General features: G+C 70.4%; 22 protein-coding genes. 10 read left to right on the forward strand and 12 right to left on the reverse strand.

Annotated features, from left to right (window positions below):
* The first annotated feature begins 16 nt into the window (after window positions 1-16).
* Complete coding sequence (gene nadC / locus KB893_RS05955; protein ID WP_211927556.1) at window positions 17-832, forward strand: carboxylating nicotinate-nucleotide diphosphorylase; 816 nt, start codon at window positions 17-19, stop codon at window positions 830-832.
* A gap of 61 nt (window positions 833-893) precedes the next feature.
* On the forward strand, window positions 894-1,271 hold the full coding sequence (locus tag KB893_RS05960; RefSeq protein WP_211927547.1) for a DUF3301 domain-containing protein: 378 nt from the start codon (window positions 894-896) through the stop codon (window positions 1,269-1,271).
* On the opposite strand, the gene KB893_RS05965 is transcribed toward KB893_RS05960, so the two are convergent.
* The 6 genes from KB893_RS05965 to KB893_RS05990 form a co-directional block, all read right to left on the reverse strand.
* Complete coding sequence (locus KB893_RS05965; RefSeq protein ID WP_211927555.1) at window positions 1,255-1,761, reverse strand: ClpXP protease specificity-enhancing factor; 507 nt, start codon at window positions 1,759-1,761, stop codon at window positions 1,255-1,257. The two genes, KB893_RS05960 and KB893_RS05965, sit on opposite strands and share 17 nt — an antisense overlap.
* 11 nt (window positions 1,762-1,772) lie before the next feature.
* The gene (locus KB893_RS05970; RefSeq protein WP_211927546.1) at window positions 1,773-2,408 is read right to left on the reverse strand and encodes a glutathione S-transferase N-terminal domain-containing protein; all 636 of its coding nucleotides are present in this window, start codon (window positions 2,406-2,408) and stop codon (window positions 1,773-1,775) included.
* 213 nt (window positions 2,409-2,621) lie between these two features.
* Window positions 2,622-3,362 (reverse strand): cytochrome c1, encoded by a 741-nt coding sequence (locus KB893_RS05975; protein ID WP_211927545.1) that lies wholly within the window; start codon window positions 3,360-3,362, stop codon window positions 2,622-2,624.
* Window positions 3,355-4,659, reverse strand: coding sequence for a cytochrome b (locus KB893_RS05980; protein WP_213173548.1), 1,305 nt, complete (start codon window positions 4,657-4,659; stop codon window positions 3,355-3,357). The genes KB893_RS05975 and KB893_RS05980 overlap by 8 nt, the downstream gene beginning before the upstream one ends.
* A complete protein-coding gene (gene petA, locus KB893_RS05985) occupies window positions 4,659-5,264 on the reverse strand; it encodes a ubiquinol-cytochrome c reductase iron-sulfur subunit (protein WP_211927539.1) in 606 nt (201 codons plus the stop codon). Before petA ends, KB893_RS05980 begins: the two co-directional genes overlap by 1 nt.
* A gap of 192 nt (window positions 5,265-5,456) precedes the next feature.
* Complete coding sequence (locus KB893_RS05990; RefSeq protein WP_213173549.1) at window positions 5,457-6,341, reverse strand: lytic transglycosylase domain-containing protein; 885 nt, start codon at window positions 6,339-6,341, stop codon at window positions 5,457-5,459.
* 117 nt (window positions 6,342-6,458) lie between these two features.
* On the opposite strand from KB893_RS05990, the gene miaB reads away from it, so the two are divergent.
* From miaB to KB893_RS06025, 7 genes are all read left to right on the forward strand, one after another.
* Window positions 6,459-7,817 carry a tRNA (N6-isopentenyl adenosine(37)-C2)-methylthiotransferase MiaB gene (miaB, locus tag KB893_RS05995; protein ID WP_211927537.1) on the forward strand — a complete coding sequence of 453 codons (1,359 nt, stop codon included), beginning with the start codon at window positions 6,459-6,461 and terminating at the stop codon, window positions 7,815-7,817.
* A complete protein-coding gene (locus KB893_RS06000; RefSeq protein WP_211927536.1) occupies window positions 7,814-8,038 on the forward strand; it encodes a hypothetical protein in 225 nt (74 codons plus the stop codon). The genes miaB and KB893_RS06000 overlap by 4 nt, the downstream gene beginning before the upstream one ends.
* Before the next feature lie 33 nt (window positions 8,039-8,071).
* Window positions 8,072-9,049: a PhoH family protein gene (locus tag KB893_RS06005; protein ID WP_211927535.1), complete on the forward strand. Its 978-nt coding sequence runs from the start codon at window positions 8,072-8,074 to the stop codon at window positions 9,047-9,049.
* A gap of 76 nt (window positions 9,050-9,125) precedes the next feature.
* Entirely contained in the window at window positions 9,126-9,596 is a 471-nt protein-coding gene (gene ybeY, locus KB893_RS06010) for an rRNA maturation RNase YbeY (RefSeq protein ID WP_211927534.1), read from the forward strand.
* Window positions 9,597-9,664: 68 nt separating this feature from the next.
* Window positions 9,665-10,525, forward strand: coding sequence for a CorC family transporter (locus KB893_RS06015; RefSeq protein WP_211927533.1), 861 nt, complete (start codon window positions 9,665-9,667; stop codon window positions 10,523-10,525).
* A gap of 8 nt (window positions 10,526-10,533) precedes the next feature.
* Entirely contained in the window at window positions 10,534-11,709 is a 1,176-nt protein-coding gene (locus KB893_RS06020) for an Lnb N-terminal periplasmic domain-containing protein (RefSeq protein WP_211927532.1), read from the forward strand.
* 37 nt (window positions 11,710-11,746) lie between these two features.
* Complete coding sequence (locus KB893_RS06025; RefSeq protein WP_213173550.1) at window positions 11,747-12,739, forward strand: magnesium and cobalt transport protein CorA; 993 nt, start codon at window positions 11,747-11,749, stop codon at window positions 12,737-12,739.
* A gap of 3 nt (window positions 12,740-12,742) precedes the next feature.
* On the opposite strand, the gene KB893_RS06030 is transcribed toward KB893_RS06025, so the two are convergent.
* The 5 genes from KB893_RS06030 to KB893_RS06050 form a co-directional block, all read right to left on the reverse strand.
* Window positions 12,743-13,735: an ArsA family ATPase gene (locus tag KB893_RS06030; RefSeq protein ID WP_211927491.1), complete on the reverse strand. Its 993-nt coding sequence runs from the start codon at window positions 13,733-13,735 to the stop codon at window positions 12,743-12,745.
* Window positions 13,726-14,001 (reverse strand): cory-CC-star protein, encoded by a 276-nt coding sequence (locus KB893_RS06035; protein WP_211927492.1) that lies wholly within the window; start codon window positions 13,999-14,001, stop codon window positions 13,726-13,728. The genes KB893_RS06030 and KB893_RS06035 overlap by 10 nt, the downstream gene beginning before the upstream one ends.
* Window positions 14,002-14,004: 3 nt before the next feature.
* Window positions 14,005-15,687 carry a carbon starvation CstA family protein gene (locus KB893_RS06040; protein ID WP_211927493.1) on the reverse strand — a complete coding sequence of 561 codons (1,683 nt, stop codon included), beginning with the start codon at window positions 15,685-15,687 and terminating at the stop codon, window positions 14,005-14,007.
* 129 nt (window positions 15,688-15,816) lie between these two features.
* A complete protein-coding gene (locus KB893_RS06045; protein WP_211927494.1) occupies window positions 15,817-17,070 on the reverse strand; it encodes a DUF819 family protein in 1,254 nt (417 codons plus the stop codon).
* Window positions 17,071-17,160: 90 nt separating this feature from the next.
* Window positions 17,161-19,227, reverse strand: coding sequence for a dipeptidyl-peptidase 5 (locus KB893_RS06050; protein ID WP_211927495.1), 2,067 nt, complete (start codon window positions 19,225-19,227; stop codon window positions 17,161-17,163).
* A 137-nt stretch (window positions 19,228-19,364) separates the two neighbouring features.
* Here KB893_RS06050 and KB893_RS06055 point away from each other — a divergent pair, with 137 nt between their 5' ends.
* Window positions 19,365-21,095, forward strand: a complete 1,731-nt coding sequence (locus tag KB893_RS06055; RefSeq protein ID WP_213173551.1) for a peptide MFS transporter — start codon at window positions 19,365-19,367, stop codon at window positions 21,093-21,095.
* 67 nt (window positions 21,096-21,162) lie between these two features.
* Here KB893_RS06055 and ssb read toward each other — a convergent pair whose 3' ends face one another.
* Entirely contained in the window at window positions 21,163-21,726 is a 564-nt protein-coding gene (ssb, locus tag KB893_RS06060; RefSeq protein ID WP_211925948.1) for a single-stranded DNA-binding protein, read from the reverse strand.
* Between the last annotated feature and the right edge of the window lie 100 nt (window positions 21,727-21,826).

The raw sequence follows: 21,826 nt of genomic DNA on the forward strand, positions 1-21,826 counted from the left end.
GACGGTCGATGCCGCCATGGTGGCGCGCGATGTCGAGCGCGCCTTGGCCGAGGACATCGGCACGGGCGACGTCACCGCCGGCCTGGTCGCCGACGTCGCCGCCAGGGCGCGCCTGCTGTGCAAGGAATCGGCGGTGCTCGCCGGGCGGCCCTGGTTCGAGGGCTGCATCCGCGCGCTGGACCCGGAGGCGCGGTTCGAGTGGCGGCAGGAGGATGGCGACCGGATCGAGGCCGGCACCGTGGTCGCACTCGTCCACGGCCGCACCCGCGCCCTGCTCAGCGCCGAGCGCAGCGCGCTCAATTTCCTGCAGACCCTGAGCGGCACCGCGACCGCCGCGGCGCGCTACGTCGACGCCGTCGCCGGCACCCGCGCGCGCATCCTCGACACCCGCAAGACCCTGCCGGGCCTGCGCCTGGCGCAGAAGTACGCGGTCCGCGCGGGCGGCGGCCACAACCACCGCATCGGTCTGTTCGACGCCTTCATGCTCAAGGAGAACCACGTGCACGCCGCCGGCTCCATCGCCGCCGCGGCGGGCGCGGCGCGCGCGCATGCACCCGGGCTGCCGCTGATCGTGGAGGTGGAGACGCTCGACGAGCTGGACGAGGCGCTGGCGGTGGGCTGCGAGCGCATCCTGCTCGACGACTTCGCGCTCGCGGACATGCGCGAGGCGGTCCGTCGCGCCGCGGGCCGGATCCCGCTCGAGGTCTCGGGCAGCGTCTCGCTGGAAACGGTCCGCGCCATCGCCGAGACCGGCGTCGATTTCATCTCGGTCGGCGCGCTGACCAAACACGTGCGCGCGGTCGACCTGTCGCTGAAGCTGGTGCGCGACTGAGGGCGGGCGAGCCGATCGCGTCGCGCTTGTGCGGCCGCGCCGTCGTCCCCACACTCGCGCGATGGCCACCACCCTCGCCGTCCTGCTGATCTTCGCCGCCGTCGCCGGATTCTGGTCGGCGCACCGCGCAGCCGCGGAGGCGGCGATCGGCTTCGGCCGCAACGCCTGCGCCGCCGCCGACGTGCAGTGGCTGGACCAGACCGTCCAGTTCGCCGGGCTCCGGCTGCGCCGCGGCGGCAACGGCTGGCTCCGCGTCGAGCGCCGCTACCACTTCGACTATTCGCGCGACGGCGAGGATCGCCGGCGCGGCCGCATCGTGCTGCTCGGCACCGAGCTCCAGGAACTGGCCGGACCCGCGCCGCGCGACGACGAAGGCGGCGGCAACATACTGCACCCGACCGCCCGCACCGGGACCTGGGGCGCTATTTCACGATCCTGAGGTGGGCGCCGCGACGCGGCGGCGGCGTGTCGTCGCCATCGCCGTCTTCATCGCGCCCTTCTGCGTCCGCGTCGCCGTCCGCAGCGTCGGGCTCCTCCGAGCGCGATGCCACCGCCAGCTCGGGGCGCCTGCGCAGCGCGGCGTCCGCGGGCTCCGCCACCGGCGCCGACTCGGCGGCGTTGGCATCCTCGGGCAGCACCATGCCCTGCCCCGTCTCCTGCGCGTAGATGGCCACGACCGCCGCCACCGGCGCCCGCACCGGCTGGCTCACCCCTCCGAAGCGGGCCATGAACGACACCTCGGCGTCGCCGAGCTCCAAGTGGCCGACCGCGCGCGGCGCGATGTTGAGCACGACCCGCTCGTCCTTGATCGCCGACGGCGGCACCTGCACACCCTCACGCGTCGCATCGACGAGCAGGTAGGGGGTCATGTCGTTGTCGACGATCCACTCGTACAGCGCACGCAGCAGGTAGGGACGGTTGGACGTCATCCGCGGCGCGCTCACGTCGGCAGCTCGCGCAGCGCGCGTTCCTCGGCGGTCAGGCTGCGCGCGAAACCCGGGCTGCGGAAGATCCGCTGCCCGTAATCCTCGATCGCCTTGGCCTCCTTCGGCAGCGCGATGCCGAGCGCCTCGAGCCGCCAGATGATCGGCGCCACCGCGCAGTCGGCCAGGCTCATCTCGGCGTTGAGGAAGAACTTGGACATCTTGAACACGGGCAGCGCGTCGAGCAGGAGCTCGCGCAGGCGCTTGCGGGCGAACTCCGCCTGCTGTCTGTTGCCGTGCTGGATCGCCTGCACGTGGGGCACCCAGTCGTGCTCCTGGCGCAGCGTGGTCAGCCGGATGCGGGCGCGCGCCAGCGGGTCGATCGGCATGAGCGGCGGATGCGGATAGCGCTCGTCCAGGTATTCGGTCACGACCGATGCGGCGTACAGCACCAGGTCGCGCTCGACCAGGGTCGGCACCGACTGGTAGGGGTTGAGCTCGACCAGGTCCTCCGGCGGATGCGACGGATCCACCAGCACGATGTCGCAGGTCACGCCCTTGGCCGCCAGCACCATCCGCACGCGGTGGCTGACGACGCAGTCGCGACCGGAGAACAGGGTGAGCGAATTACGCAGTCGCGGACTCGTGGCCATCATCATCAGCTCCGCCGGGCCCGACCCGGACACAGATCGCCGCAGGCCCGGTGCCTGCGGTCGTGACAGTCGCGCAAGGGTGAAAAAAACGCCCGGGCGACGTCAAGCCGGCCCGGGCGTGATGAAGCACGGAACGCGATCGGCGCCCCGCCTGCCGGCGCACTGCAGGCGCGTCGTCGAGACGCGCGCCCGCCGGTGCGGCCGGGGACGGCCTCAATGCACGTCCTTCCAGAACTCTTTCTTGAGCAGGTAGGTCAGCCCGGTCAGGACCAGCAGGAAGAACAGCACCCACAACCCCAGCGAGGAGCGCTTCAGCGCCGCCGGCTCGCCGACGTACTCCAGGAACGCGGTGATGTCGCGGGCAACCTGGTTGAACTCGCGCTCGCTGAGGCGACCTTCCTGGACCAGCTCCAGGCCTTCGACATGGCCTTCCTCGTTCATGTGCGCGCGCTGGACGCCCTGCAGCTCCCACAGCGGGTTCGGCATCGATGCCCCCGGGAACACCGAGTTGTTCCAGCCGACTGGCCGCGTCTCGTCGATGTAGAAGGACTTCAGGTAGGCGTAGATCCAGTCGACCCCGCGCTCGCGCGCGCTCAGCGACAGGTCCGGCGGTGCCTTGCCGAACCAGGCGTTGCCCTGGTCGACGGCGACGCCGGTGTTGATCACCTCGCCCAGCTGCACGCCGGCAAAGTTCAGGTTCTGCTCGACCTGCTCCTCCGACAGCCCGAGGTCTTCGGCCAGCCGCGAGTAGCGCTGGTACTTGAGCGAATGGCAGCCCGAGCAGTAGTTCATGAACAGGGCGGCGCCGCGCTGCAGCGAAGCCTGGTTGTTGATGTCGGTGCCGGCCGCCTCGAAGTGCACGCCATGCTCGTCCGCTGCCTGCGCGAACGGGATGGCGACGAGGAGGACGGCGGCGGCGAACAGGCGCCTGGCGAAGATGCTGGGCTTAGTCATGCTCGGGGACTCGCTCCGGAACCGGCTTGGTGCGATCGATCGCCGACCAGAACGGCATCGAGAGGAAAAAGGCGAAGTAGTACACGGTGAGGATGCGCGCGGTGAGCGTGCGCAGGTCCGAACCGGTGACCATGCCGAGGTAGCCGAGCACGCCGAAGGACACCACGAACAGCCCGATCAGCACCTTCGACAGCAGGCCGCGGTAGCGGATCGAGCGGACGGTGCTGCGGTCCAGCCACGGCACGAAGAACAGGATGATCACCGCCGCACCCATCACCAGCACGCCCCAGATGGCGGTGCCGAAGAAGGACGGAACCGCGCGGAGCATCGCGTAGAAGGGCGTGAAGTACCACACCGGCGCGATGTGGTCCGGCGTCACCAGCGGATTGGCGGCGCTGAAGTTCGGCGGCTCGAGGAACAGCCCGCCCATCGTCGGCGCGTAGAAGATCACGAAGGCGCACAGGGTGAGGAAGAACGCCACCCCGAACATGTCCTTGACCGTGTAGTACGGGTGGAACGGGATGCCATCGCGCGGCCGGCCCTGCTCGTCCTTCACCTTCTTGATGTCGATGCCGTCGGGATTGTTCGAACCCACCTCGTGCAGCGCGCCCAGGTGCAGCACCACCAGCAGCAGCAGCACCAGCGGCAGGGCGATGACGTGCAGCGCGAAGAAGCGGTTGAGGGTTGCGTCGCCGACGACGAAGTCGCCGCGGATGAACTCGGTCAGCGGCTCGCCGATGCCGAACGGGATCGAGCCGAACAGGTTGATGATCACCTGCGCGCCGTGATAGCTCATGTTGCCCCACGGCAGGATGTAGCCGAAGAACGCCTCGGCCATCAGCGCCAGGAAGATCAGCATGCCGATCAGCCACACCAGCTCGCGCGGCTTCTTGCCCGAGCCGTAGATCAGGCCGCGGAACATGTGCAGGTACACCACCACGAAGAACATCGACGCGCCGGTCGAGTGCATGTAGCGGATCAGCCAGCCCCACGGCACGTCGCGCATGATGTACTCGACGGAACCGAACGCCTCGGCGGCGCTGGGCTTGTAGTGCATCGTGAGGAAGATGCCGGTCACGATCTGGTTGACCAGCACCAGCAGCGCCAGCGAACCGAAGTAGTACCAGAAGTTGAAGTTCTTCGGAGCGTAGTACTCCGACATGTGCTTCTTGTAGAACGGCCCGAGGCCCGGCGTGCGCTGGTTGAACCACTCGCCGACCGCGCTGACGATGCCGGAGCCGGCCGGCGCCTTCGCGCCCTTGGGCACGTCGTAGTTGCTGAGCGTGGTCTTGGCCATCACGCGGCTCCTTCAGGTGCTTCGCCGATCACGACGCTGGTGTTGCCTTCGAAGCGATACGGCGGAACCCGCAGGTTCGCCGGAGCCGGCACGCCCTGGTAGACGCGGCCGGCGAGGTCGTAGAACGAGCTGTGGCACGGGCAGAAGAAGCCGCCCTGCCAGTTCGCGTCCCACGGCTGCGGCTGCACTTCCGGACGGTGCAGCGGCACGCAGCCCAGGTGGGTGCAGATGCCGACGAGCACGCCGATCTCGGGCCGGATCGAGCGCGTGGGGTTCTTGGCGAACTCCGGCGTCTGGTCGGCGTTGTCCGAGTTCGGGTCGACCAGGCGCCCGTCCAGTTGCGGCAGTTCGTCGATCTGCTGCTGCGAACGCTTGAACACGAAGATCGGCTGGCCACGCCACTCGGCGCGGATCAGCATGCCCGGCTCGTTGTCGATCTTGCCGATGTCCACGTCGGCCGGCGCGCCGGCCAGCTCGGTTCTGGCGCTGGGCAGCCAGGACTTGATGAACGGTGTGGCGACGAAACCCGCCCCCACTGCACCGACCACGGCAGTGGAGGCAGTAAGGAACCGGCGTCGGCCGTTGTTGACCCCAGGATGTGCCATCCGGCTCTCCGCAAACGACTTTCTTAGGTGGCTGGTTAGCTGCCGCGGACGTTCCGCAGGGGACCGACCGCAAAGACCGGCAAGTTTAGCGGAAGCGTGAACCGTGCGACAACGCGCCGGCAGCGTGAGGTGCGCGCGGGTCGTCGCCGCCCGCGGCGTGGCGGCCGACGGGCCGGCGAGCTTGCGCCGTCTTCAGAGGGAGGCGCTGACGGCGCCGGCGGCCAGCGGCGCCGGTGCGCCGCTGCGGCGATAGCGCTCCTCCAGCACGGCGACGCGCTCGACGTAGCGCTGCGTCTCGGCGTAGGGCGGGACGCCGCCGTAGCGGTCGACCGCACCCTCGCCGGCGTTGTAGCCGGCGGCGGCGAGGCGGATGTTGCCGTCGAAGCGCTTCAGCAGCCACGCCAGGTACTGCACGCCGCCGCGGATGTTGTCGCCGGGGGTGAAGGCATCGACCACGCCGAAGCGCGAGGCGGTCGGCGGCATCAGCTGCATCAGGCCCTGGGCGCCCTTGTGCGAGAGCGCGTTCGGATTGAACGCCGATTCGGCGTGGATGACCGCGCGCACCAGCGACTCGTCGACGCCGTAGGCGCGCGCGGCCGCTGCGATCTCGCTGGCGAAGGCGGTGGTGTTGAGCCTGACGTTGCCGAAGTCGACGCTCGGCCGTGCCGCACAGGCGAAGCAGGTCTCCACGTAGGAGAACAGCATCCTCGCGCTGCTGACGCCGGCCGGCTTGACGTTGGTGTAGTGGGTGACGCCGTCGCGCTCGTAGCGGTAGACGGCGCCGCGGCTGACCCGGGTTCCCGGCGGCGTCGAGGCCGGGGCGGCCGGGATGGCGCTCCCCGCGTCGGCGGTGCGGAACTCGACCCGCTTTGCGCTCGCGGCCGGCGCCGCCGCTGGCGCCGCGGCTGCGGACCGCTCGGGCGAATAGGTGGCCACGACCGCACACTGCGCACCTGCGATGCGGCTGCTGCTGTAGTTGTTGACGCCGTCGGCGCCGACGCATCGGTACAGGGTACCGGCGCCGGACGGCGCGGCCGCGGCGAGCAGGCCCAACGTGAGTACGACGCGAATCCCCATGCGGCGAAGCGTAAACCGCACCCCAACGCGCTGCAAAGTCCTTTGGCGTGAAGGATTTGGACGCCGATCACGGTCCCACTACACTATCCGGCCGCCTTCACGAGCCCGCGACGCCCCATGGCCGGCAAGCTCTTCGTCAAGACCCACGGCTGCCAGATGAACGAGTACGACTCGGCCAAGATGGCCGACGTCCTCGCCGACGCCCACGGCCTGGAACTGACCCAGGACGAGGCCGAGGCCGACGTCATCCTGGTCAACACCTGCTCGATCCGCGAGAAGGCGCAGGAGAAGGTGTTCTCGCAGCTCGGCCGCTGGAAGCAGTACAAGGCCGACGGCCGGCCGGTGCTGATCGGCGTCGGCGGCTGCGTCGCCAGCCAGGAGGGCGAGGCGATCATCAAGCGCGCGCCGTTCGTGGACCTGGTGTTCGGCCCGCAGACCCTGCACCGCCTGCCCGAGCTGATCGCCGCGCGGCGCGCGACCGGACGGCCGCAGGTCGACATCTCCTTCCCCGAGATCGAGAAGTTCGACCGCCTGCCGGAGCCCCGTGCGGAGGGACCGACGGCCTTCGTCTCGATCATGGAGGGCTGCAGCAAGTACTGCAGCTACTGCGTGGTGCCCTACACCCGCGGCGAGGAGATCAGCCGGCCGTTCGACGACGTGCTGGCCGAGGTCGCCCGCCTCGCCGAGCAGGGCGTGCGCGAGGTCAACCTGCTCGGCCAGAACGTCAATGCCTATCGCGGCCCGATGTTCGAGTCCGAGGAGACGGCCGACCTGGGCCTGCTGATCCGGGCGATCGCGCAGATCCCCGGCATCGGCCGCATCCGCTTCACCACCTCGCATCCGCTGGAGTTCTCCGACTCGCTGATCGAGGCCTACCGCGACGTGCCGCAGCTGGCCAATTACCTGCACCTGCCGGTGCAGGCCGGCTCCGACCGCATCCTCGCGGCGATGAAGCGCGGCTACACGGCGCTGGAGTTCAAGCAGAAGATCCGCAGGCTGCGGGCGGTGCGCCCTGACATCTCGATCTCCTCGGACTTCATCGTCGGCTTCCCCGGCGAAAGCGCCGCCGATTTCGACCGGACCATGAAGCTGATCGAGGACATCGGCTTCGACCAGTCGTTCTCCTTCATCTTCTCCGCCCGTCCCGGCACGCCTGCGGCCACTCTGGCCGACGACACCCCGGCGAGCGAGAAGAGCGCGCGGCTGAGCCGCCTGCAGGAGGCGGTGACCGCGAGCGCGCGGCGCATCTCGGACGCGATGCTGGGCACGGTCCAGCGCGTGCTGGTGGAGAAGGTCTCGCCCAAGCGCGCCGAGGAGATCAGCGGCCGCACCGAGAACATGCGCTATGTGAACTTCCCGGGCCATCCGCGGCTGGTCGGGCGCTTCGTCGACGTGCTGGTGACCGAGGTGATGAGCAATTCGCTGCGCGGGCGCCTGGTCGGTCTTGCCGACGATCCGGAAGCCGACGCGGCATGAGGGACACGGCACGCCCGCCATGGCGTCGGGCGAGGATCCTGACGATCGCCGCGCTGCTGGCGCTGGCCGGGCTCTGCTGCCTCGCCGCGGTGTGGCCGCTGAGCATGCAGGAGACACGGCTGGCGTCGTCCGCGCCGGCCTGGACGGCGCTGGTCGTCGGCAAGCTGCTGCTGTTCGCCGGGATCGCGGCCGCCGCCCACGTCCTGCGCAGGCATCGGTAGAAAAGCGCCGCGCGCGCCCCCATCTGCGGACCCATGACCGCATCCCTGAGCCATCGCGATTTCCTGCTCGAGCCCGACGACGCCGAGCGCCTCGCCAACCTCGCCGGCGCCTTCGACGCGCACCTGCGCCAGATCGAGCTGCGCATGGGCATCGAGATCGCCAACCGCGGCAACGTGTTCCGGGTGATCGGCGAGCCCGACGCCGCCCTCGCCGGGGAGCGCCTGCTGCGCCAGCTCTATGTCGATGCCGGCGAGCAGACCCTGACCCCGCACGAGATCGACGCCCGTCTCGGTGAGGCCAACCTCGACCAGCTCGCCGCCGAGACCGCGGCGCAGGCGCAGGAGGTGGCGATCAAGGTCAAGCGCGGCACGGTCAAGGGCCGCGGCGCCAACCAGGCGAAGTACCTGCACGCGATCGCCACCCACGACATCAACTTCGGCATCGGCCCGGCCGGCACCGGCAAGACCTTCCTGGCGGTGGCCAGCGCGGTCGAGGCGCTGAACACGTCCCGCGTGCAGCGCATCGTGCTGGTGCGCCCCGCGGTCGAGGCCGGCGAGAAGCTCGGTTTCCTGCCCGGCGACCTCTCGCAGAAGGTCGATCCCTACCTGCGCCCGCTCTACGACGCGCTCTACGAGATGCTCGGCGTGGAGAAGGTCGCGCGGCTGATCGAGAAGTCGGTGATCGAGATCGCGCCCCTGGCCTACATGCGCGGACGCACGCTCAACGACGCCTACGTGATCCTCGACGAGGCGCAGAACACCACCATCGAGCAGATGAAGATGTTCCTGACCCGCATCGGCTTCGGCACCACGGCCGTCGTGACCGGCGACCTCAGCCAGACCGACCTGCCGCGCCACGTGAAGTCGGGCCTGCGCGACGCGCTCGAGGTGCTGCAGGGCGTGGACGGGATCTCCTTCACCCTGTTCAACGCGCGCGACGTGGTCCGCCACCCGCTGGTGGCGCGGATCGTGCGGGCCTACGAGGCCCGCGATGACGCCGGCCGCGAGTGACGCAGCGGATGGCCGCGGCCCTACACTTGCGCCGACACGACAGCGCCGCGCTCCGGCCGCGGCAGGACGCACTGCGATGAGCCGCTCCGGACACGAGTACGACGTCTGCATCAGCTACGGCCTGCCACGCGCCGGCGTGCCGGCGGCGGCGAGCTTCCGGCGCTGGGCGCACGCGGCGCTGGGCAACCGGGTCAGGCGCGCCGACCTCGCCATCCGCCTGGTCGACGAGCGCGAGGGGCTGGCGATGAACCGCCACTACCGCGGCCGCGACTACGCCACCAACGTGCTGAGCTTCCCGGCCGAGCTGCCGGAGGGCGTGGACCTGCCGATCCTGGGCGACATCGTGATCTGCGCGCCGGTCGTGGCGCGCGAGGCGCGGGAGCAGGGCAAGCCGCGCAATGCCCATTACGCGCACCTGACCGTGCACGGCGTGCTGCACCTGCTCGGCATGGACCACGAGGACCCGCGCGAGGCCGAAGCGATGGAGGCGCTGGAGCGCCGCATCCTCGCCGAGCTCGGCATCGCCGATCCCTACCCCGACGCCTGAGCGCCCCGCGCGGGCGCTTCACGCGCTTCCGTTAGACTCCCCTTCCGTTTCCGCAGCCTGTCCGCAGCATGTCCGAGGATCCTTCGAGTCGACCGTCCCCCGCCGCGCCCGAGCGCCGCTCCTGGTTCGAGCGCCTGAGCCAGGCCCTCTCCGGCGAGCTGCACAGCCGCGAGGAACTGATCGAGCAGCTGCGCGAGTCCCAGGCCAAGGGCCTGTTCGCCGCCGACACGCTGAAGATGATGGAGGGCGCCCTCGGGGTCTCCGAACTGTCGGTGGGCGACGTGATGATCCCGCGCGGCCAGATGGTCTCGCTGGCGGTGGACGCGCCGTTCCTGGAGACGGTGAAGCAGGTCGTGGAGTCCGGTCATTCGCGCTTCCCGGTGCATGGCGACGACAAGGACGAGATCCTCGGCATCCTGCTGGCCAAGGACCTGCTGCGCGGCATCGCCATCGACGCCGGTCCGGCGACGATCCGCGAGCTCCTGCGCCCGGCGGTACTGATCCCCGAGTCGAAGCGACTCAACGTGCTGCTCAACGAGTTCCGCCAGTCGCGCAACCACATGGCCATCGTGGTCGACGAGTACGGCGGCGTCGCCGGCCTGGTGACGATCGAGGATGTGCTCGAGCAGATCGTCGGCGAGATCGACGACGAGCACGACGACGCCGATGCCGCGGCGCTGGTCGCGGCGCAGGCCGACGGCCAGTTCGTCGTCGATGCGCTGACCCCGATCCCCGACTTCAACCGGCTGTTCGGCGCCGACTTCTCGGACGACGAGTACGACACCGTCGGCGGCCTGGTCACCGCGGCCATGGGACATCTCCCCGAGGCCGGCGAGGAGCTGGTGCTGGACCGCTTCCACTTCCGCGTCGCGCGCGCGGACGGGCGTCGGGTCCAAGCCTTCCTGGTGAGCCCCCAGGCCACGGCCTGACCTGTCCGATGCCCAGGATCCGCCCGGCGCTTCGCATCGTTCTCCTCGTCCTGCTCTGCCTGGCCGCATCGCTGGCGCAGGCGCGGGTCCGCATCGGCGTGGCGACGATGGCGCCGGGCGAGGAGTACTGGTCGCGCTTCGGCCACAACGCGGTGGTGGTCGACGACCCGTCCGCCGGGGGGCCGCTCATGTACAACTACGGCTTCTTCGACTTCGAGGAGCCGGGTTTCCTGGTCAATTTCCTCAAGGGAAAGATGGAGTACCTCCTGGTCGCGCTGCCGGCCGAGGAGGACCTGCTGAACTACGCCTACGAGGGGCGCGGCGTGCGCCTGCAGTGGCTCGACATCGAGCCCGAAGCGGCGGCCGGGCTGGCGCAGTTCCTTGCCTGGAACGCGCAGCCGGAGAACGCGCGCTACCGCTACGACTACTTCACCGACAACTGCTCGACGAAGGTCCGCGACGCCATCGACCGCGCCCTCGGCGGCCTGCTCGAGGCCCGGCTCGACGACGCCCCGCGCACCACCACCTATCGCAGCGAAGCCCTGCGCCTGGGCCAGCCGACCGCGTGGCTGGCGCTGGGCATGCACTTCGGCCTGGGTCCGTACGCGGACCGCCCGCTCACTCGCTGGGACGAGAGCTTCGTGCCCTCGCGCCTGCACGATGCGCTACGCGAGGCGACCACCCCGCGCGGCACTCCGCTGGTGCTGGAGGAGGTCGAACTGGTCCCGCACCGGATCGCTCCCGAACCCGCCGCGCCCCCGCAGTGGCTGTGGCGCTTCCTCGGCGTGGGACTGGTCGTCGCGGCGCTGATCCTGCTGCTGCGCGCACGCGCCCCGCGCGCGATCGCCGCGGCAGCGGCGGCCTACTGGGCGGTTGCGGGCCTCGCCGGGCTCTGGCTGGCCGCGCTGTGGGGCCTGACCGACCACGTCGCCGGCTGGTCCAACGCCAACCTGCTGCTGGCCAGCCCGCTCGCCCTGGCGCTGGTGCCGGGGGCGCTGGTCCGTGCCCGCGGCCGCGCGGCGGGCGCGGCGTTCGCCACCGCGCTGGCACTGGTGACGCTCATGGCGGTGGCCGCAGCGGTGCTCGCGGCGACGCCGTGGGGCGTGCAGGACAACGTGGACTGGATCGCCCTGCTGCTGCCGGTGCAGCTCGCCTTCGACGTCGCCCTGCGCCGCCCGCGCTGAACTTGGCGCGCCGCCGAGCCGGCGCGATCATGCCGGCATGGATACGACCTTACTTCCCACTGGCGTCGTCACCTGCGCGGTCTACGCGCGCGACGGCCGCCGCACCGACATCGGCATCGACGCGATCAGCGACGTGCTCGCCGCCGACGACGGCAGCTTCGTCTGGCTGGGGCTCTACGAGCCGGAGGTGGCGCTGCTGGAATGCCTGCAGGAGGAGTTCGGCCTGCACGAGCTGGCGATCGAGGACGCGCACAAGGCCCACCAGCGCCCCAAGATCGAGGCCTACGGCGAGACCTTCTTCATCGCGGTGCACACGGCGCAGCGGGTCGACGGCGAGGTGCGCTTCGGCGAGACCCAGCTCTTCGTCGGCCCCCGTTTCCTGATCACCGTGCGCCACGGCGCCTCGCTCTCCTACGTCCCGGTGCGCGGCCGCTGCGAGCGCGACGCGCGGCTGATGGGCATGGGCCCCGCCTACGCGCTGTACGCGGTGCTCGACTACATCGTCGACAACTTCCAGCCGATCGTGCAGGACTACCAGCAGGACCTGGACGAGCTCGAGAAGTCGATCTTCGCCGAGCGCTACCGCAGCGAGACCATCAAGCACCTGTACCGGCTCAAGCGCGAGCTGACCCGCACGCGCATGGCGGTGGCGCCGCTGATGGACATCGTCGCGGCGCTGGCGCGCTCGCAGGGCGGCATGATTCCCCGGGAGATCGCGCCCTACTTCCGCGACGTGCACGACCACGCCATCCGCGTCAGCGACACCATCGACGTGCTGCGCGAGATGCTGACCGCGGCGATGAGCGTCAACCTGTCGCTGGTCACCGTGGCGCAGGGCGAGATCGTCAAGCGCCTCGCCGGCTGGGCAGCGCTGGCCGCGGTGCCGACCCTGGTCGCGAGCTGGTACGGGATGAACTTCGCCTCCATGCCGGAGCTGCAGGCGTCCCACGGCTATGCCGTGGTCATCGGCGTCACCGCGACGGCGTGCACAGCGTTGTTCGCGGTCCTGCGCCGGGCGCGCTGGGTCTGACGGTCAGGCGAGCTGCGTCGCGAAACCGCGCAACGCGTCGATGCCCACGATCTCGCCGGCCTGCAGCGGCAGCTCGATCCTCGGCAGGTCCGGCAGCGCGGCGGCGAGCGCGGCCAGGTGGTCCTCCTCGCGCGCGCGCCGGGCGGCGAGGAACTCCCCGGCATCGCCCGGCGAGCGCCGGTTCACCACCAGACCGCCGACCTGCACGCCGGAGCCGCGCAGCTGCGCCTCGAACTCGACCGTCTCCAGCACCGGCAGGCGCTCGGCCGTGAGCACGATCACGAAGGCCGCGCGCTGCGCGTCCCGCAGCACCTCGCGCAGCCCGGCGAAGCGGTGCCGGCGCCGGTGCAGGATGTCGCGGATCCGCTCGACCCGGCGCTCGCCCTCCGCCGGCGCACGTTCCGCGCTGCCGACGATGCGGTCGCCAAGCCCCTCGTCGCGCCCGAAGTTCGCCAGCGCGGTGTCGAAGCGGCCGCTTCGCTCCTGCCGGTGGAGCATGCCCTCGGTCCATGCCTGGATCAGTTCCGGCAGCGCCATCAGGCGCGCGGTGTGGCCCGACGGGGCGGTGTCGAAGACGATCAGGTCGTAGTCGCGCAGCCCCTGCTCCACCGTCGCCGCGATGCGTTCGAGGAGCGCCGCCTCGTGCATGCCGGGCGCGTCCTGCGACAGGCGCATGTGCCTGGCGATCTCGCCGCCCATCTCGCGCGGCATCAGCTGGCGCAGCGCGCCCTCGACCTCGTCGAGGTGCGCGCGCACGCTGGCCTCGGGGTCGATCTCCAGCGCATCGAGATCCGCCGCCAGGCGCACCGCCCGCGGGCCGATCGGCCGGTTCCAGATGTGGCCGAGGTTGTGCGCGGGATCGGTGGAGACCAGCAGCACGCGGCGCCCGGCATCGGCCGCGGCCAGCGCGGTCGCCGTCGCGACCGTGGTCTTGCCGACGCCGCCCTTGCCGCCGAGGAACAGCACCCGGCGCGACGCGGCCAGGCTCAGCAGCATCCGATGTGGTCCAGCGGCGACCGCTCCATGCCCATGCGCCGATGCCAGTCGTGGAAGCGCTCGTACATCAGCGGCATCAGTTCGAGGGTGTAATAACTGGCCGGGTTCGGCACGCCCAGCGCCTCGGAGAAGACCAGCAGCATGAACAGGTCGTCCTCGTCGCGGCGCGCGCGGGCGAACGCGCGTCGGTAGGGCACCCGGTAGAACTCGCCGAGCCCCTCCGACAGCCGCGACAGCCAGCCAATGACCGGACGCTCCTCGGTCATGGTTCAGCGGCCCGACTGCTCCGTCAGCGGCTCGCCGTCCTTGCCGGGGCCGCGGGCCATCGCCAGCACCGCCTCGAGCCCGACCCACAGCGCGGCAACCAGGATCACGATGTCCATGCCCAGCAGCAGCCAGTTGCCGGCGGCGTAGAACTGGCCCAGCTGCACGATCAGCGCGTAGATCGACATGACCAGCAGGAAGGCCAGCGGGACCACCACCATCCACACCGGGCGCCGCAGCTTGATCAGGATCACCGAGATGATGGACAGGGTGAGGCCGGCCAGCAGCTGGTTGGTGGTGCCGAACAGCGGCCAGATGATCATGCCACCGGAGCCGCCCTCGCCGACGCCGAAGGCCAGCGCCAGGCACACCGCCAGCGCGATCAGCGTGCCGACCGCCCCGTTCAACTTGACGCCGGCCAGTTCCGCGGCCTCCTGCACCACGTAGCGCTGCAGGCGCAGGCCGGTGTCCATGGTCGTGGCCGCGAACAGGATCGCCATCGTCGCCAGGATCGTCGCGCCGAGGTCGCCCGGCAGGCCCAGGCCCTCGCTCAGGATGCTGTCGCCGCCGGCGACGAAGGCGTTGACCCCGCCCGCGCCGAACTTGGTGTAGACCGCCTGCCAGTCGACGAGGGTGGCGAAGCCGGCCGTGCAGCAGATGATCGCCGCCAGCGCCAGCATGCCCTCGCCCACCGCGCCGAAGTAGCCGACGAAGCGTTCATCGGTCTCCTTGTCGATCTGCTTGGACGAGGTGCCCGAGGCGACCAGGCCGTGGAAGCCCGAGATCGCGCCGCAGGCCACGGTGACGAACAGCAGCGGCACGATGCCCGGCGTCTCCGGCGGCAGTGCGGTGTTCATCATCGGCGCGACCACGTCCGGCGCCGAGACCAGCACCGCCACGTAGAGCAGCCCCAGGCCGACGAAGAGCTGCAGGCCGTTGATGTAGTCGCGCGGCTGCAGGAGCATCCACACCGGCAGCATCGAGGCGATGCCCGCGTAGGCGAACAGGAGCAGGATCCAAACCGAGCGCGGCGACAGCCCGAACAGGCTGTCGGGCAGGGTGATCGGGTACCAGCTGCCGAGCACGATCAGCGCGTAGAGCACGATCACGCCGATGACCGACGGCCACAGCAGCCCGACCTTGAAGCGGTAGAACAGCTGGCCGATCACCAGCGCCACCACGATCGCGCCCCAGGTCGGGATCACCGAGGTCGGGGTCGACACCAGCAGGTTGGAGATCACCACCGCGAAGGCGGCGTTGACCATCAGCAGCAGCAGGAAGATCACCACCAGGAACAGGTTGCGCGCGCGCGCGCCGATCACGCTGCCGGTGAGGATGCCGATCGACTTGCCCTTGTTGCGCACGCTGGCCCACAGCGCGCCGAAATCGTGAATGCCGGCGAAGAAAATGGTGCCGAGGGTGACCCAGAGGAAGGCCGGCAGCCAGCCCCAGATGACGGCGATGGCCGGCCCGACGATGGGGGCGGCGCCGGCGACGGAGGTGAAGTGGTGACCCCAGAGCACGAACTTGTTGGTCGGCACGTGGTCGATGCCGTCGCTGAACTCGTGCGCGGGCGTCCTGAAGCCGGCGTCGAGCCGGTAGATCCTCTGCGCGATGTACTTCGAGTACAGCAGGTAGCCCAGCGACATCGCCACCAGGCCCACCACCATCAGCACGATGGAGTTCATCGTCTCCCCTCCGGTCCCGTCGGGACAGCATCGTCCCCCGGAGGATGATCGGGATCGCGTGGATTTGGAAGGAAGATGCCCGCGGCGCCGCGGCAAGTTCGACTAAAGTCGAGGTCGGTCCGTCCCCGCTCAGCCGGTCGCCAGCGCCTGCAGGGCGATGCCGGTGAGGTAGGCGCAGTAGGTGCCGAGCGCATACCCCAGCACCGCGAGCAGCACGCCCACCGGCGCCAGCGCCGGATGGAACGCCGACGCCACCACCGGCGCACTGGCCGCGCCGCCGACGTTGGCCTGGGAGCCGACCGCCATGAAGAACAGCGGCGCCCGGATCAGCTTGGCCACGCCCAGCATCAGCAGCGCGTGCACCGTGATCCAGATCAGCCCGAGCAGGAACAGCTCCGGACGATCGGCCAGCGCGCGCAGGTCCATGTGCATGCCGATCGTGGCGACCAGCACGTAGATCATCGCCGAGCCGACGCGCGAGGCGCCGGCGCCCTCGAGCAGGCGCGCACGACTGAAGCTCAGGGCCAGGCCGAGCGTGGTCGCGATCACCACCAGCCAGAAGAAGCTCGAGGTCAGGCTGTAGTCGTCGAGGTTCCATTCCGCCGGCAGCGCGGCGATCCAGCCGGCGAGCGGGGCCGCCAGCGCATGCGACAGGCCCATCGCACCCAGGCCGACGGCAAGCACCAGCATCAGGTCGGCCAGGCTGGGGATGCGCGCGTGCTGCGCCTGGTAGGTTTCGATGCGGCGCTTGAGATCCTCGATGGCGCTGGTGTCCGCCCCGGTCCAGCGGTCGAACATCGGCCCGCGCGCGGCGAGGAACAGCAGTACCGCCATCCACACGTTGGCCACCAGCACGTCGACCGCGACGAACTGCCCGAACAGGTCGCCCGGCACCTCGAACACCTCGCGCATCGCCGCCTGGTTGGCACCGCCGCCGATCCAGCTGCCGGCGACCGTGGTCATGCCGCGCCAGACGTCGCCGGCCACCGACTCCGGCAGCAGCAGGCGCATCGCGAGGAAGGACAGCACGCCGCCGAGCATCACGCCGAGCGTGCCGACCAGGAACATCACCACCGCCTTGGGCCCGAGGCGGACGATGGCCTGGAAGTCGATCGCGATGGTCAGCAGCACCAGCGCGGCCGGCAGCAGGTAGTCGCGCGCCATCGGGTACAGGCCGGAGGCGTTGCCGTCGATCAGGCCGACCGAGTTGAACAGCGCCGGGATGAAGTAGCACAGCAGCAGCGCCGGCACGTAGGTGTAGAAGCGCTTCCAGAATCCCTGCGGGCGCGACGAGGTCCAGAACACCAGGCCGAGGGTGACCGCGAGCAGGCCGAGGACGACGGGGTCGGCGGTGATCAGGGCGGTGTTTGCGGGTGCGGCCATCCGGCGGTCTCGGTTCGTGGTCGGGCGCCGCGCGCGCGGGCGCGGGATGCGCTTCCCGGCACGCCAGCCGGAAGCGCGCGCGGCGTCGGCTTACTGCCCGATGTGCTGCTTCAGCCAGGCGTTGACGGTGTCGTGCCAGAGCACGCTGTTGTGCGGCTTGAGCACCCAATGGTTCTCGTCGGGGAAGTACAGCAGCTTCGACTCGATGCCCTTGCGCTGCAGCGCCGTGAACGCCGACAGGCCCTGGTCGACCGGCACGCGGAAGTCCTTCTCGCCCTGCACCACCAGCATCGGCACGCGCCAGTCGGCGACGTGGGCGACCGGATTGAAGCGCTCGTAATTCTCCGGCGCCTCGTACGGCGTGCCGCCGTTCTCCCATTCGGTGAACCACAGCTCCTCGGTGACATAGCCCATCGAGCGGGTGTCGAAGACGCCGTCGTGGTTGACCAGGCACTGCCAGGGCGCGTTCCAGTTGCCGGCGATCCAGTTGATCATGTAGCCGCCGTAACTGGCGCCGAGCGCACAGGCGCGCTCGCCATCGAGGAAGGCGTACTTCTCCTGCGCCGCGGCCCAGCCCTTCTGCAGGTCCTCCAGCGGCTTGCCGCCCCAGTCCTGCGAGATCGAGTCGGTGAAGGCCTGGCCGTAGCCGGTGGAGCCGTGGAAGTCGATCATCACCACCGCATAGCCCTGCCCGGCGTAGGTCTGCGGGTTCCAGCGATAGCTCCAGCCGTCGCCGAAGGAGCCCTGCGGGCCGCCGTGGATCAGGAAGGCGACGGGGTAGCGCTCGCCCTCCCGGTAGTTCCACGGCTTGACCACGTAGCCGTGCACGGTCTCGCCGTTCCAGCCGGCGAACTCGAACTGCTCGTACCCGCCGAAGTCGACCGCGGCCAGCCTGTCGTCGTTGGTCGCGTCGATCCGGCGCTCGCCGCCGCCGTCGGCCTGCGCGACGAACAGGCGCGCCGGCGAAGCCAGGGTGGTGCGCGTGTAGGCGAGCGTGCCGGCCGCAACGTCGAACTCGCCGACGCTGCCATCCCCGATGACCGGAGTCACCGCACCGCTCTCCGCGTCGATCGCGAACAGCGGGTGCGTGCCCACGTCGTCGGCCGTGGTGTAGAGCGTGCGCCCGTCGTCGGCGACGGTCACGCCGCCCGCCGACCGGTCCCAGTCCGCGGTGATCGCGCGCGTGCGGCCGTTGGCCAGGTCCATCGCCATCACCACCATGCGGTCGGCCTCGAACCCGGGCCGCTCCATCGCGGTGTAGTACAGGGTCCCACCGTCGGGCGAGAAGGCCGGCGCCGCGTCCCAGGCCCGGTTCGCCTCCGTCCGGTTCCGCGGCGCGACGGAGCCGTCGGCCGGCGCGGTGAAGATGTCGAAGTTGGTCGACCACGGCTCGCTGCGCCCGGCGATGCGCACGCTGAAGGCGAGCGAGGCGCCGTCCGGCGCCCAGGCGTAGTCGTCGGCGCCGCCGAAGGGCTTGGACGGGATGTCGCCGTCGATGCCGCGGCTCACCAGCACCGGCGCGCCGGCCTTGCCGTCGGAAAGCGGCGCGGTGAACAGCTGGCTGCGGCGGCCGTCGTTCCAGGTGTCCCAGTGCCGCACGAAGAGCTGGTCGTAGACCACGCCGGTGGCGGTACGCGCCTCCTCGTCGTCGAGCTTCTTCTGGGTGCAGGCGAGATCGGCCTGGCAGGCGGGGAACACGTCGAAGGTCAGCGCCAGGCGGCGGCCGTCCGGAGAGACCTTGAAGGTGCCGACGTCGAGCGGGTAGTCGGTCACCTGGACCGGCTCGCCGCCGTCGAGCGGCTGCATCCACACCTGACTCGACTCCGACTTCGACGACAGAAAGTAGACGCTGCGGCCATCGGGCGCGAACGCCGCGTCGTGCGCATCCATGCCGGCCGGCGTCAGCGGCCGCGGCGGCGCCAGGTCGCGGGTCCGCAGGTTGCGCACGCGCAGCCCGGTGCTGGCCTCGTCCGCCTCGTAGTCGTATTCGCGCACCTGGAACACGACGGTGCCGCCATCCGGGGACAGCGCCGGCCCGGAGACGCGGTCGAGCTCGACCAGGTCGCGCACCTCGAAGCCGCGCGCGTCGGCCTGGGACATGGAGAACAGGCCGGCGCAGGCGGCGGCGAGTGCGAGCGGAAGCGGACGGACGGACATCGGCGACACCCCGGGCAGCGGCAAAGACCGTCGATGGTAGGCGAGCGGCGCAGGCGGGCAAAGCATGACCAATGGGCCAGGCCACGGCGGCGGACCACCGCTGGCATACTCGGCCGCTGCTTCCGCCGGGCTCCGCCATGACCGATCTTCCGGCCGCGCCGCAGCGCGCCGTCCACGACGACTTCCTCGGGCATCCCAAGGGCCTGTTCGTCTGCTTCTTCACCGAGCTGTGGGAGCGCTTCTCCTTCTACGGGATGAAGGCGCTGCTGTTCCTCTACCTCACCAAGTACCACCTGTTCGGCGATGCGCCGAGCTACGACCTTCTCGGCGCCTACGGCGGCCTGGTCTATGCGGTGCCGGTGATCGGCGGCCTGCTCGCCGACCGCTTCCTCGGCATGCGCAAGGCGGTGGTGCTGGGCGGCGTGCTGCTGGTGCTGGGCCACCTGGGCATGGCCGTCGAGGGCGAGCAGGCGCGGCTGGTCGACGGCGTGGTGGTGCGCGACGACGGCGCGCTGCAGGTGTTCTACCTGTCGCTGGCGCTGATCATCATGGGCGTCGGCTTCCTCAAGCCCAACATCTCGACCATCGTCGGCCAGCTCTATCCGAAGAACGACCCGCGCCGCGAATCCGGCTTCACCGTGTTCTACGCCGGCATCAACGTCGGCGCGCTGTTCGCGAGCCTGGTCTGCGCCTTCCTCGGCGAGACCTATGGCTGGAAGTACGGCTTCGGCGCGGCCGGCATCGGCATGGGAGCCGGCCTGGTGGTATTCCTGTGGGGCCAGAAGTACCTGCGCGGCCTGGCCGAGCCGCCGGATCCGGCGCGCCTGCGCGAACGGGTCGGCCCGCTCTCGCGCGAGTGGCTGATCTACCTCGGCAGCTTCGCCGGGGTGCTGCTGGTCTGGCAGCTGATTCAGCGGACCTGGACCGTGCACGGCGCGATGCACGTGATCGCGGCGGCGTTCGCCGCCTGGTTCGTGTGGTTCCTGGCCCGCCACTGCACGCGCGTGCAGCGCGAGCAGATGGTCACCCTGGTGGTGCTGATCTTCGGCGTGCTGATCTTCTTCGCGCTGTACGAGCAGACCTACGGCTCCTGGGTCGCCTTCACCGACCGCCTGCTGACCAAGGACCTGTTCCGGCTGGACCTCGGCGGCTACACCGCCGCCCTGCCCTGGGCGATCTTCGCGCTCGGCGCGAGCCCGCTGCTCATGGTCGCGGCGCTGATGGCCGCCGATCGCGGTCGCGCCGGGCTGGCCAGGGGTGCCGTCGTGCTGATGGCGATCGGCCTGGCGCTTGCGCTGGCGCACGACGTGATCCTGGTGCCGCAGACGGCGGGCTCGCTGACCTTCATCGGCGCGTTCTTCATCGTGGTGCTGGCGCCCGTCTTCTCGTGGCTGTGGCCGTGGCTGGAGCGCCGCGGGCTCAACCCGAGCAAGCCGGCGAAGATGGCGGTCGGGCTGGTGCTGGCCGGCCTCGCCTTCCTGCCGCTGATGCTGGCCGCAAGCGACGCGGCGGGCGGCGCGCTGGCGAGCGTGTGGTGGCTGGTGCTGGCCTACTTCGTGCTCGAACTCGGCGAGATGTGCCTGTCGCCGATCGGCCTGGCGGCGGTGACCCAGCTTTCGGTGGCCCGCGTGGTGGGCCTGATGATGGGTGCGTTCTGGCTCGGCACCGCCTATTCCGAGGTCCTGGCCGCCCAGTTCGGCAAGCTGGCCGCGATCGAGATCCCGGAGGACGGGGTCATCGACATGGCCCAGGCCGCCGGCACCTACGGTGATCTGTTCCAGAGCATGCTGTGGATCGGCATCGGCAGCGGCGTGCTGTTCCTGATCCTGACCCCGCTGCTGCGGCGCTGGATGCACGGCGAGAAGTGAGCCGGCCGCGCCGCGGCGCGGGAAACGCGAAGGCCCATCTCGCGATGGGCCTTCGTGGGTGGAACGATCAGAACGGGATGTCGTCGTCCGGGAACGGATCCTCGCGCTGGGGCGGCGGCGCCTGCCGCGGCGCGTCGTTGCCGCGGCCACCGCCGCGACCGCCGTAACCACCGCCGCCACCGCCGCCGTACCCACCACCACCACCACCGCCACCGCCACCGCCACCGCCACCGCGGTCGTAGCCGCCACCGCCGCCGCGCGCGTAGCCGCCCTCGCCGCCACCACCGCCACCACCCTGGCCGCCGAGCATCTGCATCTCGTTGGCGACGATGTCGGTGGTGTAGCGCTCGATGCCGTCCTTGTCGGTGTACTTGTTGGTGCGCAGCGAGCCCTCGATGTAGACCTGGCGTCCCTTCTTCAGGTACTCGCCCGCGATCTCGCCCAGCTTGCCGAACAGCACCACGCGGTGCCATTCCGTGCGCTCCTGGTTCTCGCCGGACTGCTTGTCGCGCCACTGTTCCGACGTCGCCAGGCGGATGTTGGTGATGGCCGACCCGCTCTGGGTGTAGCGGGTCTCGGGGTCGGCACCCAGGTTGCCGACGAGGATGACCTTGTTGATGCCGCGCGCCATAGATCGGATTTCCTTAGCAAAGCGGTCCGCGGATGCGGACGACGGGGCGGCGATGATACGCCGCACCCGGCGGCGGCGTCGCCTGCCGCGGCGCCGGGCT

Origin of the sequence: Coralloluteibacterium stylophorae (assembly GCF_018122625.2) — a bacterium.
In the GTDB taxonomy this organism is placed as follows: Bacteria; Pseudomonadota; Gammaproteobacteria; order Xanthomonadales; family Xanthomonadaceae; genus Coralloluteibacterium; species Coralloluteibacterium stylophorae.

Excerpts from the sequence above, each read along its gene's own strand:
- nadC (WP_211927556.1), top strand. The coding sequence starts at position 17 with ATGGTGGCGCGCGATGTCGAGCGCGCCTTGGCCGAGGACATCGGCACG.
- KB893_RS05960 (WP_211927547.1), top strand. The coding sequence starts at position 894 with ATGGCCACCACCCTCGCCGTCCTGCTGATCTTCGCCGCCGTCGCCGGA.
- KB893_RS05965 (WP_211927555.1), bottom strand. The coding sequence starts at position 1,761 with ATGACGTCCAACCGTCCCTACCTGCTGCGTGCGCTGTACGAGTGGATC.
- KB893_RS05970 (WP_211927546.1), bottom strand. The coding sequence starts at position 2,408 with ATGGCCACGAGTCCGCGACTGCGTAATTCGCTCACCCTGTTCTCCGGT.
- KB893_RS05975 (WP_211927545.1), bottom strand. The coding sequence starts at position 3,362 with ATGACTAAGCCCAGCATCTTCGCCAGGCGCCTGTTCGCCGCCGCCGTC.
- KB893_RS05980 (WP_213173548.1), bottom strand. The coding sequence starts at position 4,659 with ATGGCCAAGACCACGCTCAGCAACTACGACGTGCCCAAGGGCGCGAAG.
- petA (WP_211927539.1), bottom strand. The coding sequence starts at position 5,264 with ATGGCACATCCTGGGGTCAACAACGGCCGACGCCGGTTCCTTACTGCC.
- KB893_RS05990 (WP_213173549.1), bottom strand. The coding sequence starts at position 6,341 with ATGGGGATTCGCGTCGTACTCACGTTGGGCCTGCTCGCCGCGGCCGCG.
- miaB (WP_211927537.1), top strand. The coding sequence starts at position 6,459 with ATGGCCGGCAAGCTCTTCGTCAAGACCCACGGCTGCCAGATGAACGAG.
- KB893_RS06000 (WP_211927536.1), top strand. The coding sequence starts at position 7,814 with ATGAGGGACACGGCACGCCCGCCATGGCGTCGGGCGAGGATCCTGACG.
- KB893_RS06005 (WP_211927535.1), top strand. The coding sequence starts at position 8,072 with ATGACCGCATCCCTGAGCCATCGCGATTTCCTGCTCGAGCCCGACGAC.
- ybeY (WP_211927534.1), top strand. The coding sequence starts at position 9,126 with ATGAGCCGCTCCGGACACGAGTACGACGTCTGCATCAGCTACGGCCTG.
- KB893_RS06015 (WP_211927533.1), top strand. The coding sequence starts at position 9,665 with ATGTCCGAGGATCCTTCGAGTCGACCGTCCCCCGCCGCGCCCGAGCGC.
- KB893_RS06020 (WP_211927532.1), top strand. The coding sequence starts at position 10,534 with ATGCCCAGGATCCGCCCGGCGCTTCGCATCGTTCTCCTCGTCCTGCTC.
- KB893_RS06025 (WP_213173550.1), top strand. The coding sequence starts at position 11,747 with ATGGATACGACCTTACTTCCCACTGGCGTCGTCACCTGCGCGGTCTAC.
- KB893_RS06030 (WP_211927491.1), bottom strand. The coding sequence starts at position 13,735 with ATGCTGCTGAGCCTGGCCGCGTCGCGCCGGGTGCTGTTCCTCGGCGGC.
- KB893_RS06035 (WP_211927492.1), bottom strand. The coding sequence starts at position 14,001 with ATGACCGAGGAGCGTCCGGTCATTGGCTGGCTGTCGCGGCTGTCGGAG.
- KB893_RS06040 (WP_211927493.1), bottom strand. The coding sequence starts at position 15,687 with ATGAACTCCATCGTGCTGATGGTGGTGGGCCTGGTGGCGATGTCGCTG.
- KB893_RS06045 (WP_211927494.1), bottom strand. The coding sequence starts at position 17,070 with ATGGCCGCACCCGCAAACACCGCCCTGATCACCGCCGACCCCGTCGTC.
- KB893_RS06050 (WP_211927495.1), bottom strand. The coding sequence starts at position 19,227 with ATGTCCGTCCGTCCGCTTCCGCTCGCACTCGCCGCCGCCTGCGCCGGC.
- KB893_RS06055 (WP_213173551.1), top strand. The coding sequence starts at position 19,365 with ATGACCGATCTTCCGGCCGCGCCGCAGCGCGCCGTCCACGACGACTTC.
- ssb (WP_211925948.1), bottom strand. The coding sequence starts at position 21,726 with ATGGCGCGCGGCATCAACAAGGTCATCCTCGTCGGCAACCTGGGTGCC.